Origin of the sequence: Pontibacter roseus DSM 17521, assembly GCF_000373265.1 — a bacterium.
Lineage (GTDB): Bacteria > Bacteroidota > Bacteroidia > Cytophagales > Hymenobacteraceae > Pontibacter > Pontibacter roseus.
In genome coordinates this window covers 185,927-204,300 of the sequence record NZ_KB890762.1, presented here as the reverse complement: position 1 = coordinate 204,300, position 18,374 = coordinate 185,927, and the positions used below count along the sequence as shown (strand labels likewise).

The 18,374-nt window shown below is 52.2% G+C and carries 15 protein-coding genes; 8 read left to right on the top strand and 7 right to left on the bottom strand.

Annotated elements, in window-relative coordinates:
• The first annotated feature begins 278 nt into the window (after positions 1-278).
• Both B051_RS0107380 and mscL read left to right on the top strand, forming a co-directional pair.
• Positions 279-467 (top strand): hypothetical protein, encoded by a 189-nt coding sequence (locus tag B051_RS0107380; protein ID WP_018477551.1) that lies wholly within the window; start codon positions 279-281, stop codon positions 465-467.
• Between the two features lie 231 nt (positions 468-698).
• The gene (gene mscL, locus B051_RS0107375) at positions 699-1,136 is read left to right on the top strand and encodes a large conductance mechanosensitive channel protein MscL (protein ID WP_211214323.1); all 438 of its coding nucleotides are present in this window, start codon (positions 699-701) and stop codon (positions 1,134-1,136) included.
• A gap of 90 nt (positions 1,137-1,226) precedes the next feature.
• Here the strand turns inward: mscL and B051_RS0107370 are convergent, their stop codons facing one another.
• Both B051_RS0107370 and B051_RS0107365 read right to left on the bottom strand, forming a co-directional pair.
• Positions 1,227-1,994, bottom strand: a complete 768-nt coding sequence (locus B051_RS0107370; RefSeq protein ID WP_033316791.1) for a creatininase family protein — start codon at positions 1,992-1,994, stop codon at positions 1,227-1,229.
• Between the two features lie 86 nt (positions 1,995-2,080).
• On the bottom strand, positions 2,081-2,500 hold the full coding sequence (locus tag B051_RS0107365; protein ID WP_018477548.1) for a hypothetical protein: 420 nt from the start codon (positions 2,498-2,500) through the stop codon (positions 2,081-2,083).
• Positions 2,501-2,881: 381 nt separating this feature from the next.
• Between B051_RS0107365 and B051_RS0107360 the strand changes: the two genes are divergently transcribed.
• Positions 2,882-3,169, top strand: coding sequence for a hypothetical protein (locus B051_RS0107360; RefSeq protein WP_018477547.1), 288 nt, complete (start codon positions 2,882-2,884; stop codon positions 3,167-3,169).
• 218 nt (positions 3,170-3,387) lie between these two features.
• On the opposite strand, the gene B051_RS0107355 is transcribed toward B051_RS0107360, so the two are convergent.
• Positions 3,388-4,092, bottom strand: a complete 705-nt coding sequence (locus B051_RS0107355) for a hypothetical protein (protein ID WP_157578681.1) — start codon at positions 4,090-4,092, stop codon at positions 3,388-3,390.
• Between the two features lie 271 nt (positions 4,093-4,363).
• Entirely contained in the window at positions 4,364-4,645 is a 282-nt protein-coding gene (locus tag B051_RS0107350; RefSeq protein ID WP_018477545.1) for a hypothetical protein, read from the bottom strand.
• Between the two features lie 962 nt (positions 4,646-5,607).
• On the opposite strand from B051_RS0107350, the gene B051_RS0107340 reads away from it, so the two are divergent.
• Both B051_RS0107340 and B051_RS0107335 read left to right on the top strand, forming a co-directional pair.
• Positions 5,608-7,134 carry a S8 family peptidase gene (locus B051_RS0107340; protein ID WP_018477542.1) on the top strand — a complete coding sequence of 509 codons (1,527 nt, stop codon included), beginning with the start codon at positions 5,608-5,610 and terminating at the stop codon, positions 7,132-7,134.
• A gap of 173 nt (positions 7,135-7,307) precedes the next feature.
• Positions 7,308-8,057 (top strand): class I SAM-dependent methyltransferase, encoded by a 750-nt coding sequence (locus tag B051_RS0107335; RefSeq protein ID WP_018477541.1) that lies wholly within the window; start codon positions 7,308-7,310, stop codon positions 8,055-8,057.
• A gap of 143 nt (positions 8,058-8,200) precedes the next feature.
• On the opposite strand, the gene B051_RS0107330 is transcribed toward B051_RS0107335, so the two are convergent.
• The 3 genes from B051_RS0107330 to abc-f form a co-directional block, all read right to left on the bottom strand.
• A complete protein-coding gene (locus tag B051_RS0107330) occupies positions 8,201-8,689 on the bottom strand; it encodes a hypothetical protein (RefSeq protein WP_018477540.1) in 489 nt (162 codons plus the stop codon).
• Positions 8,690-9,006: 317 nt separating this feature from the next.
• Positions 9,007-9,426, bottom strand: coding sequence for a hypothetical protein (locus tag B051_RS0107325; RefSeq protein ID WP_157578679.1), 420 nt, complete (start codon positions 9,424-9,426; stop codon positions 9,007-9,009).
• Between the two features lie 267 nt (positions 9,427-9,693).
• Entirely contained in the window at positions 9,694-11,622 is a 1,929-nt protein-coding gene (abc-f, locus tag B051_RS0107320) for a ribosomal protection-like ABC-F family protein (RefSeq protein WP_018477538.1), read from the bottom strand.
• A gap of 235 nt (positions 11,623-11,857) precedes the next feature.
• Here abc-f and B051_RS0107315 point away from each other — a divergent pair, with 235 nt between their 5' ends.
• From B051_RS0107315 to B051_RS0107305, 3 genes are all read left to right on the top strand, one after another.
• Complete coding sequence (locus B051_RS0107315; protein WP_018477537.1) at positions 11,858-12,409, top strand: 2'-5' RNA ligase family protein; 552 nt, start codon at positions 11,858-11,860, stop codon at positions 12,407-12,409.
• Positions 12,410-12,876: 467 nt separating this feature from the next.
• Positions 12,877-15,072: a catalase gene (locus B051_RS0107310; RefSeq protein WP_018477536.1), complete on the top strand. Its 2,196-nt coding sequence runs from the start codon at positions 12,877-12,879 to the stop codon at positions 15,070-15,072.
• Positions 15,073-15,712: 640 nt separating this feature from the next.
• The gene (locus B051_RS0107305) at positions 15,713-18,307 is read left to right on the top strand and encodes a M1 family metallopeptidase (protein ID WP_018477535.1); all 2,595 of its coding nucleotides are present in this window, start codon (positions 15,713-15,715) and stop codon (positions 18,305-18,307) included.
• Positions 18,308-18,374 lie beyond the last annotated feature (67 nt).

Below are 18,374 nucleotides of genomic sequence, written 5' to 3'. Positions count from 1 at the left end.
TAACTATTGAGATGTATAGATGCAATAATAAATCTGCTACAGCCGGGATTGGGCAGCATGTTTCGTATACCAATAAGCTTATATCGGATTGACAAGCAGGCGAAGGAATGCTTGCCGTTAGGAGCAGATTAAATCAATCTGGTGTATTGCCTGTATGTAGGGTGGCTGTTGTCATGGCGGCTGCAAAGGTATAACTATCCATCAGAAAAAGCCACAAGAGTGTCAATGTTTTCAACTCATATAAAATCATCTTGTTATAAATTCAACCAATCACCACCATGGAAAAAGACAAAGAAACGTTTCTGAAAGCACTGAAGCAGAATGAAGGGAAGCTTGACGAGAGGGCGCTAGGAAGCAGCCTGGGCTTCAGCAAGGAGTATACCGATGAGCTCATCGCCGCCTTGTTGGCAGATGAAAAAATCGAATACAGCACCGACAGCACAAGCAACTACCAGGTAAAGGAGTAGCGCTTAGTCACATAGCACTAAGTTTCCTTTACATTCAAGACAGCAAATGCAAAATAAACCGTCACATTGTTTTGCAGCTAACTTCAAATGAATATATTTACATATTAGGATAATAGTTTCATCCTTTATACTCCTCGGGTAGAGATACAAGCTGGTACATTCCATTGTATTTTGACCGACTTACGCTGCTTTCTAATCTAATTTCTTTCACCTAAACAACCAATCTGAGACATGGGAATGTTAAAAGAATTCAAAGAGTTTGCCATGCGAGGCAATGTGATGGACCTCGCCATCGGTATCATCATCGGAGCGGCCTTCAGTGGCCTGGTCAACTCCGTCGTGAACGACCTGATTATGCCCCTGGTTGGCAAGGCCATTGGCGATGTGGACTTCTCCAACCTATACGTACCCCTTTCCGCCGACATACCCGATGGATTGGCATTGGAGGAGGCTCGCAAACTGGGTGCCGTATTTGCTTGGGGAAATTTCATCACCATCCTGATCAACTTCCTTATCCTGGCCTTCATCATCTTTATGATTGTGAAAGGCATGAACAGGCTGATGCGCAAAAAAGCCGCTGCTCCTGCTGTGCCGCCTGCCCCTACTAAAGAGGAAGTGCTGCTTACCGAAATACGGGACGCATTGCGTAACCCTACCCTGCGGGCCTAAGCCATACCTGCATCTAAAAACAAATAGCCCCGGACTGTGTAAGTCCGGGGCTATTTGTTTTTAAACTGTTAAAGGAATTGAAGTTACAGCTTACTCCCGCCTATACCTGTTCTTGTTATCTACCCCAGCCAGTTCGGTGAGCAGATTGGCGATTTTCTGGGTGGTAGCCTCGAAGAAGGCTTTGCCCTTTTCAGCGGTGGCAGCAGCTGGGTCACCGATACCTGTATCGTCGCTCACCTGTGACCAGAGCCGCTCCGACCAGGCCCAGCCCTCGCGTATACCTGTCAACCTGGATTTGTATTCTCTGCCCGCTCCTGCCTCGCTCAGGGGCAGCACCAAATCCGAGCGTAAGTGCAGCATGATGCTCGTCTCCATCTCATCGGCATGGTCACCGGGACTGTCGAAGAACTGCCGGCGGTCCGCGGCCAGGAACCAATTGGTGGTCAAGAGAAACATGTCCGGATAACGAAGGCCGAGTTGTCGCAGCATGGGTTTGAAGTCATTCCCGCCATGGCTGTTGAGCACCAGCAGTTTGTGTATGCCTTGCCTGTTGAGCACCTCCACAATGTCACCCAAAATAGCCAGTTGCGTACTCGGGTTCAGGTTGATGTCAAGGGTGATGTCGGCCTGGCCTGTGTTCACACCGAACGGAATCACGGGAAGCACCATCACACGGGTACCTGCTTCCCAGGCCATCCGAGCAGCCTCGGCGGCCACTGCCTCTGCCTCCATGTTGTCGGTGCCGTATGGCAAGTGGTAATTATGGGCCTCAGTAGCACCCCAGGGCAAAATGGCAATATCCACCTGTTGGTCTTTGATGGCTTTCCAGTTCGTTTCGGCTAGTATGTATGGTCTCATGTTGTCAGGTTTGTATGGGCAAGTATACGCAATATGCGGCATTCCACGAAAACGGCCACAGCGGTGTGGGTTTAGTTGGCGAATGGTTATAGGCTGAGCGAGCTATCTTCAGGATTGCTGAGCCAGAATAGGGCGTGGTCCCTCCTGCTGAAGCACTCTACCTGAATTTTCTGCCCGAATGCTGTATAAATTTTCTGTTTGATTCTATCCCCTACCAGGTGCAGGGTGGCGTCGTTGGGCAACACCAGGGCCACCTGCAGCAAGGACGTGTCTACGAGGCGGGATGCCAGGCTTTCCACTACCCAATTTTGGTCCTCCAGGGGAAGGGGGGTGAGGTGGTGGGTCTCCATGAGCCAACTGACCGGCTGGTGCTCCTCCGTTAAGTGCTGCAGCAACAGCAGCCCTTCCCGTAACTCAGCGCTCTCCACAGGCCGCAACCACCGCGACACCACACGCCTTTGCCCGTCCTCCAACTCAACTGACAGATAATCCTTGACCTGCTTCATAGTCCATCTCCTTTCGCACCTTCTTTTCATCGAGCCTGACAATAAGCTCCTCTCACGCGCCCATTGGCGGCAGCCTCGAATAGGTTTAACGTAGAAAAGGGAAATAAGAATACATCCTCATCCGTCAATGCAAAGCCTCGCATAAATCTGTATGAAGGGACTGTTTTTATTTGAGGTGTATTGCACCTCGTACTGCGAGGCTTATAACGCAGCCATTAAAGCCAAACATACATATAATCCTATTCAAACTAACCATTTAGAAGGTATACCTGGCCAGGAGAAGCCATCAAAGCAAACACTTTGCACCCATCTCTATCAAAATACAAAAACTTACGTTAGACAGAACAGGCACAAATTGCACCGTTTTAAATCTCAACCTAAATGGATACCGCAGAAAGTCATGTGGCAGATGTGATATTGAAGGCATTGCATGCCCATGGCGGTAGCATGGCATCTTTTGAGGTGAAGGCGCTTGGCATCAGTCGCCACCTGGATATCTTCCTGCTGAATAAAACCCTGCAGCAGCTGATAGACTTAAACTTTGTAAGGAAGGGAACCGGGGATAACACCAAAGGCCGGCACATGCTCCACCTCACCCCGGACGGTGAGCAGGCAGCGACTACCAGCCTGCTGGACTACTTAGCATCACATGAGTTGCCGAGGGAATGAGTGAACAAATGGCACAGACAGGTATAGACAGAAAAAAGCCCCGACCGTTCACCTTCGGGGCTTCTTCTATTTAAAGCAAAATGAGCTAAAGCATTTTGACTATATATACGACTGTATATATAGAAGGTTCGAAAATCCTTCAAAATTTTAATTTATTATTTGAGGCACTTGCCTGAGCCAGTCGATAAACACCAAATCTGACAAGTTTGTGCTCTCCCTTAGAACCCTCCATATTCGGTAGTACCACGGTCTGAGTTGTGCGAGGTGCGGTCGCTCAGGCTGTTGCGTGAGCCGCTCATGGAGCCGGAACCGCCATAGTTGCCCGACGAGCTGCCGTACTGTGTACTGCCAAAGGACCCTCCCCGATGGCCACCGCCATAGCCCGTTCCGCCGCCGTAATTGGAGCCGCCATAGGAACTGCCCATACCGGTGCCTTCGTCATCATGAAAGTTTCGGAGGCCATAGGTGGTATCCGGAACGCCATGATGGGAGCTGGGGAAGGCCTCGCCTATACCTCCGCCAAAGCGGGTGCCCGTAAAACCATCGCGACTGCCGCCGTAGTAGGTATCGTTTTCACCATAGTCCCGGGCGTTATCCGGATTGTTGAGGGTATTGAAGCGGTCGGAGATGCCGTCGTAGCCGGAGATGCCATAGCCGCGACGCAAGTCGCCTTGGTTCGGCTGCCCTCTCCGGAAGTCGCTGGCGTACTCCCGGCCCCTGCTGTCATCCGGGTGAGACTGGTACCTGCCGAAACGGTCGTCATGATGCAAATGGTGGTGCTCCTGTTGTTGGTGATTGTGATGCTGGCGGTAATCGTGTTCAAAGGAATTACGCATGTCGCGGTCGTTGTGGTATCCGTAGTCATCGCGATACCTGTTCTCGTGCTGCCCGTTTCCGTAGTTGTCTCTATCGTATCGTTCCATAGCTTTTTGTTTAGGGTTGTACATTGTTTCCTAATTTTAACGACAGCAGGGCCTCCCGGTTCTGGCTTCGAACACCCCCTCTCCGAGAAGTCTCCCCATACCTCTACCCTAGCCTATTTGCAAAATATGCTAAGGCCCTCTCTCTTGGTACTTCAGCAATCCTAAAAATAAGCCAGGCAAGGCAGACAGAAGCTGCCGATGGTAGCCATAAATAGAAATCCCCAGCCGCGTGGTTGGGGATTCTGTTAACAGCCCAGGTATAGCCGGAATGCTAGTAGGAGTTTCTCCGCTTGACCTGCTCCTGCAAGGCTTTCAGTTCGTGCTCCGCTGCTTTCAAACGGTTCTTGGCTGCCTTTTCGCGCTGCTTGGCCTCCTCGGCAAAGCGCTCCGCTTCGCGCACCTCCAGCTCCAGGGCACGTATTTCTTCCTGCTGTGCGCTTATCTGGGGGTCGTTGGTCGGGTTGCCGCCTGAAAGCAGCGAACAGCCCATCATCAAAGGGAAAAAGAGTATGGCTATACCTGCCAGTAGGTTCTTGTATGTAAATGTTTTCATAGTATTATCTTTTAATAGTACCTATGAAAGCTTACGGTGCTGCCTGTCATGTAGTTCAGTAGCGTGGCTGCCTCAAGTGTATAACTACCTTACCTCCTTGTTTACCTCCTGCACCAGAAAGTGAAGGTATAACACTGCCTGCTGGAACAGCCAACAAGGTTCGGCTCCAGACAGAATCTTACCCATTCACTTTCTATCTACCAAAATCTGCTTGATGAGCTCGTTGCTGAAGGGCCAAAACTCGACCCAGCTCCTCTTCGAGCCTGTATGCAGCATCGGCAGCGAAAAAGGGTTAATGAGTCAAAACGACATCTTGAATCTTGAGACAAAATCAAGAATTAGAAGTTAAGATTTATGGGTTATTGGAGAATGGGCTTCCCCACTTGTGCGCACTTATTCTGTGGTGCCAACGGCTAAGGTTAAACGTCCTTGCTCATGTTCGCTGTGGAGGTGAAATTTGGCGGCTGTTCATCTTGATTCGGGTCAAAGGCAGACAATACCGGGCCTCGCGTGAAGGCACTCTCGCCATACCTAGGCACAAGCTCCGCTTCCATACATTCCATAAATCTTCCATACCAGGTAAGACGACTGCAAAAAAATAGTGATAAAATTTAAAGTCATTTATTGGCCTGACGCTATGGATTCGATTAAATAGTCTTTTTGCGATATAAATATTTGCAGAAAAGGGTATAACTTTTTTAAAAAGCAGGCCGTAATGCTAAAATCTAATTGCAGTAACAACCTACGCACAAGCGCCTTAGGTATACCTACCAATTCAACAGGTAAGTTTACCTCCATCAACGTTCTGTTCACCATACCACCACTTCTTCCCGGGACTGCTAACGGCAGCCTTTAACCAAGTTATATCCTAATCAGGGCAGGGCTATATAGCTGAATAGCGCTCTGTTAGCTGGTAGGCTAGAAATTGATTTCATATTTTTCAACCTTATAATTTTAATAACATGCTTAACACGACCTTTACCCGTAAGAAGCTGATTTACCCTGCCCTTTTTGCCTTTGTAGGCCTGCTTGGCTGTAACCCTGAAGAAGACATGGCGCCGGATGCCACCATGAGCCAGGAGGCAGTAGCAGCCCTGCAAGGCTCCCCAGCGTCTAACGTGAAGTTGCGCAAAAACCACTACCTCGTGCTTTCTACTTCAGAAACCCTTCCGGCAGGTATAGAGAATGCCGTGGCCTCTGCCAATGGCAAGGTGACGAGCCTCATTTCGCAGGCAGGTGTGGCCTCGGTGTATTCCGAAGACCCGAACTTTGCCGCCAAAGCCTCTAAAATCTCGGGTGTGCGCTCCGTCGTGCGTGACCTGGAAGTGCAGTGGTACAATCCCGAAGAACAGAAAGTGGTGGAGCTAGAAGACTTTGGAAATCCGCCGGCCAGTGGAGACAATGACCGTTACTTCGACCTGCAATGGGGACATGCGGCCATACAGGCACCTGCCGCTTGGAATGCTGGCGCAAGAGGTAAAGGCGTGCGTGTAGCCGTGCTGGACAGCGGCTTCGACTTGGACCACCCTGACCTGGCTCCCAACATCGACATAGCGGCCAGCAAGAACTTTGTACCAGGTGAGCAGCTGTCTTATGCCCTTGCTGGGGTAGGCAGCCACGGCACCCACACAGCCGGCACCATTGCCGCCGCTGATAACGGTACAGGCATCATAGGCGTGGCTCCTGAGGCAGAACTGATTCTGGTGAAAGTGCTGCGTGATGGAGGCTCCGGCTCCTTTGGCTGGATGATGGAAGGCATTGTGCATGCCACACAGCAGGGCGCTGATGTCATCAACATGAGCCTGGGTGCTGCCATACCACGCAACGGCAAGTTCTTGGATGACAACGGTACTCCTGACGACCCAACGGATGATTTCATCGTGAGCGATACTAAGGCGGTGCAGGAACTGTTGATAGCCATTAACCGTGCCACGAGCTATGCCACCAAAAACGGCGTGACCGTAATTGCCTCTGCCGGTAACGATGCTAACAATGGCAACGCTGACAAGTCGCTGCTGCACATCCCTTCAGCCTCCACAGGCGTGATTTCTATTTCGGCTACTGCACCAACTGGCTGGGCGCTCGCTCCTGCCACCACCTCACTTGACGGCTTCGCCTCCTACTCCAACTTCGGTACTGCTGACGTTCATTTCGCAGCCCCAGGCGGCGATTATCAGTACCCTGGTGCTGAGATAGCTACAATAGGTGGCATACGTCAGTATGTGTACGTGTTTGACTACGTGTTCAGCACAGGCAGCAACTTGGACCCTACCAGAGCATCGTACTACTGGTCAGTAGGCACCAGCATGGCCGGTCCGCATGCGGCAGGCGTGGCAGCGCTCATCATCGGTCAGAACGGCGGCTCTATGGACCCAGCCCATGTACTGGCTAGAATGCGCGCCTCAGCTGATGACTTGGGCATGCCAGGACGTGACCCACTCTATGGCTACGGACGCGTGAATGCTTTCAAAGCCGTGACTGCTCAGTAATTTCTGCAACTTACAAACCAAAGGCCTCTGTCGGGATATCAAATTCCCGGCGGAGGCCTTTGGTTTGTACTCAGTACAATGAGCGGGATGAGATGCTATACCTTGCCATTGATACAATGAACGGCAGCTGGCTCTTCGGTCATCATCTGTCGTAATAATCGTAAGATAAACCTATGAAAGCACCCATCGACAATTTTTCAGGCCAAGCCGGTGGTTATGCCCGGTACCGCCCCACCTACCCCGAGGAGCTCTATCGCTTTATCCTACAGCAGGTGGAACTCCGGCAATGCGCCTGGGACTGCGGCACCGGCAACGGACAAGTGGCGGCAAGGCTCGCCCAGGAGTTTGAGCAGGTATACGCCACAGACCTCAGCGAACAGCAGCTAGCCCACGCCATACAAAAGCCGAACATCCGCTACCAGCAATCGCGCGCAGAGCAATCCTTCCTTCCAGATAAGCAAGTACAACTCGTAACTGTGGCACAGGCCCTGCACTGGTTTGACTTGGAGCACTTTTACCAGGAGGTGAAGCGTGTGACGACGCCGGGGGCGGTGATAGCCGCCTGGTGCTATGGCCTGCTGCAGATTGACCCGAAAGTGGATGCACACATCGGCACCTTCTACCACCATACCTTGAACGATTACTGGGACAAGGAACGCCAACTCATTGACGATGCCTATACCACCATCCCCTTCCCCTTTGAGGAACTTCAAACACCTGCGTTCAGCATGCAATACGATTGGGATTTGCCAAAGCTGCTGGGCTATTTCAACACCTGGTCGAGTGTGCAGAAGTTCATCAAAGCCAACAACACGAATCCGGTGGATGAACTGGAGGAGAAGCTGCAGCGTGATTGGGGGAGCGTCAACACCAAACGACCCATTCTCTTCCCGCTGCACCTGCGCATGGGGTTTGTCAGGTAAGCTGCTGCATATTAGTCCTTGCCTTTCCGTCTATACCTGTTTCTCTGGACAAAGGCGGGACGATTACAGGAACAGCCGAGTGGTATAGCTGAGTTGCCCGCAGCTATTAACTAATTCTATGAATGGGCCTTGTCTCTAGAATATTAGAAAGTAAGGCTCAACTTGGCGCCTGTCGGGGCATAGTCGAGTTGGTAGAGCAGCTTCTTTTTGGCGATAGCAGGTGGCGTTTGGGAGTTGTACAGGTATACGGCGCGTTGCTCCTGCCTCATCTTGGCTCTCCAGAAGGGGAAACTCAAAGCCACAAAGCCTGCACCGGCCCCAGCCAACGCCCAATTCGGCTTGCTGCCCACTAAATGTGTACCTGCCGAATAGCCTACCAGAAAACTTCCGGCAAAGGCCAGCGTTTTAGCAGGTATGGCATTTCTCTGAGAGAGTCTCAGGGCATCGTTAGCCGCTGCGTTGCTTTGCAACACGTAATGAAGTCCATTCTTGTCCAGCTGCTGCCCGTTGAGGTAATAGGCAAAAGAGATTCCTTTTTTCCGTACCATTACCACACCCGTACTCTGGGCATAGAGCGGACCCGTAAACACAAGAATCAGTATCGTTGAAAGCAGTTTGTATAGGTTTTTCATACAAGAGCGCCTTAATCATATAACAAAAAAGTTATACTATACTACGACGTCGCTCCTTATCTGTTTTCAGGCAAAGTAGCACACCTGCTGAAAGCTATAATTAATGATGCACAGCCAGTGATTTGAGATATAAAACTTAAATTATTTTCTCTCAGGCATACCTATACCTTTCCAGACAAAGCAGCCTCCTGCAGATGATGTCAGCAACAGCGGCACATTAAAACAAAAAGGAGTTATCCTATGAAATTGCACCAGATGAGCAAAGCTGTAGAGAGAATCCTCGAAAGGAAATTGCACTAACTACCATGCTTATGCATTCACATACCTGCATATCCTTGGTTGTAGTGGTAGACTGCCAGTTGCTTCCGCTTCATGACGGCGCCAGAAAACGGGATTTGCAGAACCAGCAGCCCAGCCCCGACACCGGCCAAAGCCCAGTCTGGCCTGTCGCCTGTGATGTGGTTCCTGACCTGGTACCCCAGCAGAATGCCTCCGGCGCAGCTGAGCAAGGTAGCCGGCAGAGAGTTCTTCTGTGCCCTTTTTAGCTCCCTTTTCGCGCCGGCATGGCCATTGAGCATGTAGTACAGTTCGGTATTATTGAGCTGTCTGCCCTCATGTGAGTAGATGAACTTCAGCCGTTGCTGCCGCACGGAAATTTCAGTGGGTTTTTGAGCGCATACCTGATGCGCCAGGCCAGCCAAGAGCAAGGCCATGAGAAAGGTGTAAATTTGTTTCATAGATGGTGGCGTAGGAAATATAACTAAATATATACCTTTGAAATATATTATCAAAACTATATAATCAAAAATATTGCACCTTTTTTGCACTATCTTCTTATGCTTTCGGCATACCTATCACGCAAATCAGGTCGAGTATGAGAAAGTATACCCACAGCCCTGGCAGCTTTAAAGGATTAGCCTCCCAGCAGGCACTATTATACCTAATCAGAAACAAAAAAACAGCGGAGACTTTGCCCCCGCTGCTTTCGCTCAGCACTGCCCAGACTAGTTTAGTTTTCCTTCCAACTCCTCTGCCTCCAGCATCAGATTCTCCCATTGCGTCTGTGTCGCATCCAGCTCTTTCTGTACCGCCTCAAACTTGTGGGAGGTCTCCTGCAACAAGCTCACGTTGCCGTATACCTTGGGGTCGGCCAACTGTGTCTCATACTGGGCCAGTTCCTGCTCCAGTCGCTGCACCTTCTTCTCCACTTCGCTCAGCTGTCGGTTCACCTGCTTCAGTTGGTTGTTCAACGCATTGGTTTCCGCATTGTCACGCTTAGGCTTGGGTTCCTCTTTTTTAGGGGCGGGCGCAATGGCCGCCTCTTTCTTCAGCTCTTTATCGCGTTTCTCCTGGAATGCTTCGTACTCGTGGTAGGTGCCTGGATATTCTTTCAGTTGGTAATCCTCAATATACCAGATTTTAGTGGCCACGTTCTCCACGAAATAACGGTCGTGCGAGATGATGATGAACGTTCCTTCGTACTGCTCCAGGGCCTGAATCAGGATGTTCACCGACTGCATGTCCAGGTGGTTGGTCGGTTCGTCGAGCATTAGGAAGTTAGCCTCTGAAATCAACGTTTTGGCCAGCGCCACCCGCGACTTCTCCCCTCCCGATAGCACCTTTATCTTTTTGAACACCTGTTCGCCGGTGAAAAGGAAAGAACCCAGCAGCGTGCGCAGTTCTACCTCCGTCTTGCCAGAGCCCGCCTGCTGCAGTTCCTGCAGCATCTCATTCTCCACGGAGAGGGACTCCAACTGGTGCTGTGCATAGAAGGACATGATGACGTTGTGTCCCAATTCGCGCTTCCCTTTGATGGGCTCTGTGCCGGCGATGATGCGCAACAGCGTGGATTTACCTTTACCGTTTCCACCGATGAGGGCTATCTTATCGCCACGCTCCACGTGCACGTTGGTATCCCGGAAAATGACTTTATCGCCGTAGCTTTTGCTCATGTGCTCCAAGCGCAGGATGTGGCGGCCCGGCTGCGTGTTGAACCGGAAACTGAAGTTTACTTTGGCGGCATCAGGTGCCACATCTTCGATGCGCTCCAGGCGCTCCAGCTGCTTCATGCGGCTTTGCGCCTGCTTGGCCTTGGTAGCCTTGGCCTTGAAGCGCTCAATAAAGCGTTCTGTCTGTCGTATCTGCGCCTGCTGGTTCTCATAGGCTCCCTTCTGTATCTCGTTGCGCATGGCCTTCTCCTCTACATAAAAGCTGTAGTTGCCGGGGTACAGGTTCAGCTTGGCGTTAGAGACCTCCACAGTGGTGTTGGTGGTTTTATCGAGGAACTCACGGTCGTGCGACACGATAACCACTGCCCCCTCAAAGCGCTCCAGGTAGGTCTCGAGCCATTTGATGGAAGGAAGGTCCAGGTGGTTGGTTGGTTCGTCGAGGAGGAGCAGCGAAGGTTTTTGCAACAGTATCTTGGCCAGCATCACGCGCATGCGCCAGCCACCCGAGAAGGAAGCCAGCGGCTGCTGCAACTCCTCCGTCGTGAAGCCCAAGCCTTCGAGTATGGCCTCGGCCTCGGCCTGCATGGTATAGCCGCCCAGCGCCTCAAACCGCTCTTGCAATGCCGCCAGTCGGTCCACCAGGTTGTCATGGAAGTTGTTCTCAAACTCCACCAGCACTTTGTCTATCTGCTTCTGCAGGCTCAGGGCCTCGTCAAAGGCCTGCATGGCTACGGCCAGGATGCTCTCATGCGTTTCATAGCTCAGCAAATCCTGGTTCAGGAAGCCGATGGTGGTCTCCTTGCTCATCTGGATGCTGCCGCCGTCCGGCTTGTACTCCCCCACAATGATGCGAAGCAGCGTCGACTTGCCCGTGCCGTTCAGGCCTATCAGACCGATTTTGTCCTTCGGCTTGATGTGCAGGTTGGCGTCTTCGTACATCGGGCGGCTGCCGAAATGAAAGCTGAGGTTGTTGATAGAAATCATGTGTAACAGAATGCTGAGACGCAAAGGTACTCATTTTAGAAGATATCTGGCAGTGCCCCGCCTCCTTCTACAAGCAGACTAAAGCTGCTCCAATACGTAAAAAGTATTTGTTCACCCGCTACAAATACAGGCTCCGATGGTTAAACAATATGGGCAGGACTTCGTTCTATAGTTTTGTGCTTTCAGAAATGATGTGTTCTTTTGATGCTGAGCGGCGCCTACAAAGAAATTTTTTATGATAGCGGTTACTTCCTTACTTGACCAATCCCATTCTGAACGTGTCACTGAACTGACGGAACTACTGGAGAAGAAGTTTGGTCTGGCCGGGGTTAAAATGACTCCATACCCCCACCTCACCCTCCTCACAGCTGAGATTCCGGACATGGAGGAACTGCGGGAGTACCTGGAGCAGACCTGCCGCGAAACGAACCCTTTCTCAATCCGAACCACCGGGCTGGGCGTGTTCCCGGGCGATACGCCTGTCATCTACATACCGGTGCTGCGCACGCCTCCCCTGAACCAGCTGCACGCCCGCCTGCACCGAGACATATCGGAGATGAGCAGCGAGATGGGCATCTACTACAACCCCAACATGTGGCTGCCGCACATCTCCCTCGCCCTCGGCGACACCACGCCCGACATGATGGGACCGGTGCTCACCTTCCTGTTCAACTACAACTTCAACTGGGAGATAAAGCTGGACAACCTGACCATCCTGCAGAAGTGCGGCGACTTCTACCTCAAGGACGATGAGTATCACTTCGGACGGAAGGAACTGACCACCTAATCGTACGACACCCGCCTTTCCAGAACCCAAGTCTCAGGAGCCACTCTGGCTGATACCTGCTGAAAAACCTGTGCCCCTGACTCCCCTAAAAGCACAAAACTCCCTCCTGCCTACCCCCTCATTAGCTATACCTGCAAGCTTCCGACAAACAAACGAACTGTGGTATAATTCAGGTGTTCCTGCCACAAGTCAGGTATGGAAATGTTTTCTGGCGGTCTGTTCTTTGACCATCCATACCTATACATGACATTTTTTGGGGTTCTCCAGCCACTTCGATTAATCTAATTTTAATCTAATTTTAATTTTGTAAAACAAAACTTTTCCCAACCCAACAAATTTATAAGTCGTATCCTTTCAAAGGCATACGCTGCCCCGGAGGCAGCTGCATTTGGAAGGTATAGCCTGCATTGCTCCCGCAGCAATCCTAATCCAAACCGTACACGATTCAAGCTAAAACAAACCAGAACATGGAGAAAAACGACAACAAGAAGGAGAAATCCTTCCGAGTGGATGAAAACAGCAAAGACAAACAATTAGAGCAGTTCCGGGAAGACCCCAAAGACCAGTACATGACCACCGACCAGGGGCTACGCATCAACCATACCGATGACTCCCTGAAAGCAGGCTCCCGTGGGCCTACCCTGATGGAGGACTTCCACTTCCGGGAGAAGATGACGCACCTCGATCATGAGTCCATCCCGGAGCGGGTGGTGCACGCCCGAGGCTCCGGCGCCCACGGCTTCTTCCAGCCCTACGACGACTCCCTGAAAGCTTTCACCAAGGCCAAGTTCCTGACCAACCCCAACACGAAGACCCCGGTTTTCGTGCGCTTCTCTACGGTGGTCGGCTCGCGCGGCTCCGCTGACACGGTGCGTGATGTGCGTGGCTTTGCCACCAAATTCTACACCGAGGAAGGCAACTACGATTTGGTGGGCAACAACATACCTGTATTCTTCATTCAGGATGCCATCAAGTTCCCAGACCTGGTGCACTCCATCAAGCCGGAGCCGGACAGCGAAATGCCTCAGGCCTCTGCCGCACACGACACCTTCTGGGACTTTTCCTCGCTCATGCCGGAGAGCACACACATGCTGATGTGGGTTCTGTCTGACCGCGCCATTCCGCGCAGTTTCCGCATGATGCAAGGCTTTGGCGTGCATACCTTCCGTTTCATCAACGAAGCGGGCAAGGCTACTTTCGTGAAGTTCCACTGGCGCCCCACCATCGGCACGCACTCGCTGGTTTGGGACGAGGCACAGAAACTAGGCGGAAAAGACCCGGATTGGCTGCGCCGCGACCTGTGGGAGGCCATTGAACAGGGCAACTATCCTGAGTTCGAATTATCGGTGCAGCTCGTGCCAGAAGAAGACGAGTTCAAGTTTGACTTTGACCTGCTTGATGCCACTAAACTCATACCAGAGGAACTGGTGCCGCTGCGGCCGGTCGGCAAAATGACCCTCAACCGCAATCCTGACAACTTCTTCGCCGAGACAGAGCAGGTGGCCTTCCACCCGGGCAACCTGGTGCCGGGCATCGACGTCACTAACGACCCGCTGCTGCAGGGCCGCCTTTTCTCGTACCTGGACACGCAGCTCAACCGCTTCAACAGCTCCAACTTCACGGAGGTGCCCATCAACCGCCCGGTGTGCCCGGTGCACAACCACCACGGTGCTGGCTTCATGAAGATGACGATAGGCAAAGGCAAGGCGAACTATTGGCCGAATTCTATTGACAATGGCTGCCCCATGATGGCGCCAGAAAACATGGGCGGCTATGTGCACCACCAGGAGAAAGTGGAAGGACACAAGATACGCGCCCGCAGCGAAAGCTTCAACGACCACTACAGCCAGGCCACTCAATTCTGGAACTCACTCACAGAGCCGGAGAAGGACCACCTGGTATCGGCTGCGCACTTCGAATTGGGTAAAGTGAAGAACAAGGCCATCCGGGAGCGGCAGCTGGCTAATTTCTACAAAGTGGACCCTACTTTTGCGGCCTTGGTGGCAGCTGGCATCGGGGTGGAAGTGCCTAAAGGGATGGATGTGGAATCAACGGGCAACTACGAAGACAATGAGGCCTCACACAAAATGAAAAAAGGTAAGTCGGTATCTACGTCGGATGCCGTGAGTATGGAGAAAAACAAAATCGAAAGTGCCAAAACCAGAAGAGTGGCCATTTTAGTGGAGAACGGTTTTGAGTACAACGAGGTGATGCAAGTGCAGGAAGCACTGAAGGCAGCCGGCGCACAGTCCGAAATCGTTTCGATGCTCCTGGGTAAGCGGCTTTCCAGTTCGGGTCAGGAACTCGAAGTGGACAAGAGCCATGTCACCACCGGCTCCATCATGTACGATGCCGTTTACATCCCGGATGGGGAGAACAGCATACGGGCCATGGCTATGAAAGGCGACGCGCTCCATTTCATCAGTGAGGCCTTCAAGCATTGTAAAACCGTCGCCACTTCCGGCCATGGCATCGCCTTGCTGCAGAAAGCCTTCGTGGTAGGCATCGACTTGGCTGAAAAAGACTCCAGAAAGGTGATGTCACACAAAGGCGTTATCACGGCTGGCAACGATGCCGACGCTGAAGAGTTTGCGACTAAGTTCGTTGAGGCCATTCAAAAGCACCGCCATTGGGACCGTGAGAAGACCATGACACCAGCTTAGCTATTTGTTTGTTATTGATTGTTTGTTTGGAGCAAAAGCCGCGAGATTCGCGGCTTTTGCTTTTATAGAGAGTTTTTTACAGGAAGCATCAGTTGTTGCTTTGTAGTAACTGTCTTTGCAATTTGCTCGCCGCGTTATTGCATAGCTTGCCCTGGCCGGGCGGGCCTCACTTTTTTCCTTGATGAAAAAAGTAAGCAAAAAAATCAAGACGATTTTGAACTCGCTGACCGCTCGAACAAAAAATCGTCATGGGTGCACCTGGTTCAAGGCACTGCTCTGTAGATTCTGTTGTAAGTATGTCTGCTATACCTGCCAACGCTTCCGACACGCCATACCTGCTCGCTTAGGAACCCTCCCCTTGAGGGGAGCTAGAGGGGTGTTTCAATCGTTTCTGATTCCCCTCTTGAGAGGGGCAGGGGTGTGTTCAGCTACAGCAGGGGAAGCACCCAGCTACAACGCTTATACCTGACCATCAGCAGTAGCCGACTCCCCTCCTTGGACAAGGAGGGGCAGGGGTGGTTGGACCCGGAGCTGCCTAATAGTACCAAGCGTAATATCAAGACTACCTCCTAAATGAAAACCAAGACCAGAGCAGCCAGAAAACACGGCAATTCCTTATCTTTATCCATACTCACGTGACATGAACCTACTGAACCATACCCTGAAGTCCTCTGCCCTGGCCCTCTCGCTCACCATACTCAGCTGCAGCGGCAGTCAAACACCTGCCTCCACTCCGACTATGTTACCCGTTGAAACCGGTGTGGCCCAGTCGCTAACGGAGCACAGGCGGGCCGTGCTGCACCAGGTTGCTTACGACCTGCAACTCCAACTGCCGGCCAACAAAGCGACGCCTATACCTGCTTCGGAGATTATCTCGTTCAAGCTGCGCGACAGTAGCCAGCCCCTGCAAATAGATTTTAAGGAGCAGCGCGAGCACATCAAACTGGTGAAAGTGAATGGCCAGGAAATTCCAGTTCAATTTGAGAGAGAACACATCCTGGTACCTGCCCAGCATCTGAAACTAGGGCAAAACCAGGTACAGATAGATTTCATAGCCGGCAATCTGTCGCTCAACCGCAACGAGGACTTCCTCTATACCTTGCTGGTGCCCGACCGCGCCCGCACTGTGTTCCCCTGCTTCGACCAGCCGGACCTGAAAGCCTCCTTCAAACTCTCGCTGACCCTGCCACAGGACTGGAAGGCCCTGGCCAACGCCCCGCTGCAGGATTCTGTGGTGACAGGCGCGACTAAGACCTATCAGTACCAACCTTCTGATACCATACCGACCTACCTGTTCTCCTTTGTAGCCGGAGACTTCAGCAAGGTCAGCCGAACGAAAGGCAGTCGCGCCATGCACTTCTATCATCGCGAGACTGACCCGGGCAAACTGAAGCAAAGCATGGATTCCATCTTCGGCATTCACCGCGATGCGCTGGCCTTTATGGAGACCTATACCCAAATCCCCTACCCTTTCCAGAAGTTCGACTTCGTGGCTATACCTGACTTCCAGTATGGCGGCATGGAACATGTGGGCGCCATCGATTACAAAGCCTCCACCCTCTTCCTGGACGAAGGCGCCACCAAGGACCAGTTGGTAGCCCGCTCCAATCTCATCGCACACGAGACGGCGCACATGTGGTTTGGGGATCTGGTGACCATGCGCTGGTTCAACGATGTCTGGATGAAAGAGGTATTCGCCAATTTCATGGCCGACAAAATCTCCAAGACCACCGTGGAGGACAGCAATTACGACCTCAAATTCCTGATAGACCATTTCCCGGCTGCCTATGGCGTAGACCGCACGGCCGGGGCCAACCCTATTCGCCAACAACTGGAAAACCTGCAGGATGCCGGCTCGCTGTACGGCAACATCATCTACCACAAAGCCCCCATCATGATGCGGCAACTGGAGCGACTCATGGGCGAGCAAGCGTTTCAGGAAGGACTGCAGGTATACCTGAAAACCTACGCCCACGGCAACGCCACCTGGCCAGAGCTCATCCAGATACTAGACGCCCGTACCCCAATTGATTTGCAGGCCTGGAACCAGGTATGGGTGAACGGTGCGGGCCGGCCGGTGTTCGATTACCAACTGGAAACGGAGGACAGTAAAATCACATCTTTCACCATTTCCCAGAAAGGAGAAGACGGCTCTGACCGCCTGTGGCCGCAGTACTTTGAGGTAGCCTTGGTATACCCGGACCGCGTGGACGAAATGACCGTGCACATGGACAAAGCCCAGGTACAACTGGCTGAGGCGATTGGAAAATCCAAACCCTCTTTCGTGCTTTTCAACTCCTCCGGGCAGGGCTACGGCGTGTTCCCCGTTGATTTGAGCAAGCTGGCGGATGTGTCTAAGCTGCAGAACCCGGTGATGCGGGCATCGGCCTACATCAACCTGTATGAGAACATGCTCAATGGCCGTGCCGTGCAGCCCAGTTTGCTGCTCCCTTTCGCTCTGTTAGAGGCTGGCCGCGAAACAGAAGAACTTAACCTCAAGCTACTCACCGGCTACCTCAACGACACGTTCTGGCGTTTCACCACCCCGGCACGTAGGCAGGAAATAGCCGCAGGTATAGAGAAGAACCTGTGGGAAGCCATGGAGATGCAGAAGTCATCCAATGCCAAAAAACTGCTCTTCAAAGCCTACCAGGGTATAGTCCTCACCCAGGAGGCGCAGGACAAGCTCTACCAGGTATGGAAAAGCCAGCAGGCACCCAAAGGTGTCACGCTCACCGAAGACGACTATACCTCCCTGGCTCTTTCGCTGGCGGTGCGCGATTACAAAGATTCTGAAGCCATACTGCAGCAGCAACTTGGCCGCATCAAAAACCCGGACCGCCAGAAGCGCCTGCAGTTTATGATGCCTGCCTTGTCGGGCGATGTACAGGTGCGCGACGCCTTCTTCGCCTCGCTCAAAGACCGCAACAACCGCGAGAAAGAAGCTTGGGTGGCCACTGCACTGAGCTACCTGCATCACCCCCTGCGCGCGCAGACATCAGAGAAATACCTGCGCGAGAGCTTGAAACTGGTGGAGGAAATCCAGCTGACCGGCGACATCTTCTTCCCGACCAACTGGCTGCAGTCCACCTTCGGATCCTACCAAAGCGCAACTGCCGCTGAAACCATACGCCAGTTCCTGGCGGCGCACCCCAACTACAACCCCAAACTGAAAGGAAAAATCCTACAGGCCGCGGATGGTGTGTTCAGGGCAGAGAAGCTGGTCCAGCAGTAACAGCAATTTATACAGCTCGAAAAAAAGAGAGGCTACCTGAAACGAATCAGGTAGCCTCTCTGGCGTA

Coding starts and splice junctions, on each gene's coding strand:
- B051_RS0107380 (WP_018477551.1), top strand. CDS start 279: ATGGAAAAAGACAAAGAAACGTTTCTGAAAGCACTGAAGCAGAATGAA.
- mscL (WP_211214323.1), top strand. CDS start 699: ATGGGAATGTTAAAAGAATTCAAAGAGTTTGCCATGCGAGGCAATGTG.
- B051_RS0107370 (WP_033316791.1), bottom strand. CDS start 1,994: ATGAGACCATACATACTAGCCGAAACGAACTGGAAAGCCATCAAAGAC.
- B051_RS0107365 (WP_018477548.1), bottom strand. CDS start 2,500: ATGAAGCAGGTCAAGGATTATCTGTCAGTTGAGTTGGAGGACGGGCAA.
- B051_RS0107360 (WP_018477547.1), top strand. CDS start 2,882: ATGGATACCGCAGAAAGTCATGTGGCAGATGTGATATTGAAGGCATTG.
- B051_RS0107355 (WP_157578681.1), bottom strand. CDS start 4,092: ATGGAACGATACGATAGAGACAACTACGGAAACGGGCAGCACGAGAAC.
- B051_RS0107350 (WP_018477545.1), bottom strand. CDS start 4,645: ATGAAAACATTTACATACAAGAACCTACTGGCAGGTATAGCCATACTC.
- B051_RS0107340 (WP_018477542.1), top strand. CDS start 5,608: ATGCTTAACACGACCTTTACCCGTAAGAAGCTGATTTACCCTGCCCTT.
- B051_RS0107335 (WP_018477541.1), top strand. CDS start 7,308: ATGAAAGCACCCATCGACAATTTTTCAGGCCAAGCCGGTGGTTATGCC.
- B051_RS0107330 (WP_018477540.1), bottom strand. CDS start 8,689: ATGAAAAACCTATACAAACTGCTTTCAACGATACTGATTCTTGTGTTT.
- B051_RS0107325 (WP_157578679.1), bottom strand. CDS start 9,426: ATGAAACAAATTTACACCTTTCTCATGGCCTTGCTCTTGGCTGGCCTG.
- abc-f (WP_018477538.1), bottom strand. CDS start 11,622: ATGATTTCTATCAACAACCTCAGCTTTCATTTCGGCAGCCGCCCGATG.
- B051_RS0107315 (WP_018477537.1), top strand. CDS start 11,858: ATGATAGCGGTTACTTCCTTACTTGACCAATCCCATTCTGAACGTGTC.
- B051_RS0107310 (WP_018477536.1), top strand. CDS start 12,877: ATGGAGAAAAACGACAACAAGAAGGAGAAATCCTTCCGAGTGGATGAA.
- B051_RS0107305 (WP_018477535.1), top strand. CDS start 15,713: ATGAACCTACTGAACCATACCCTGAAGTCCTCTGCCCTGGCCCTCTCG.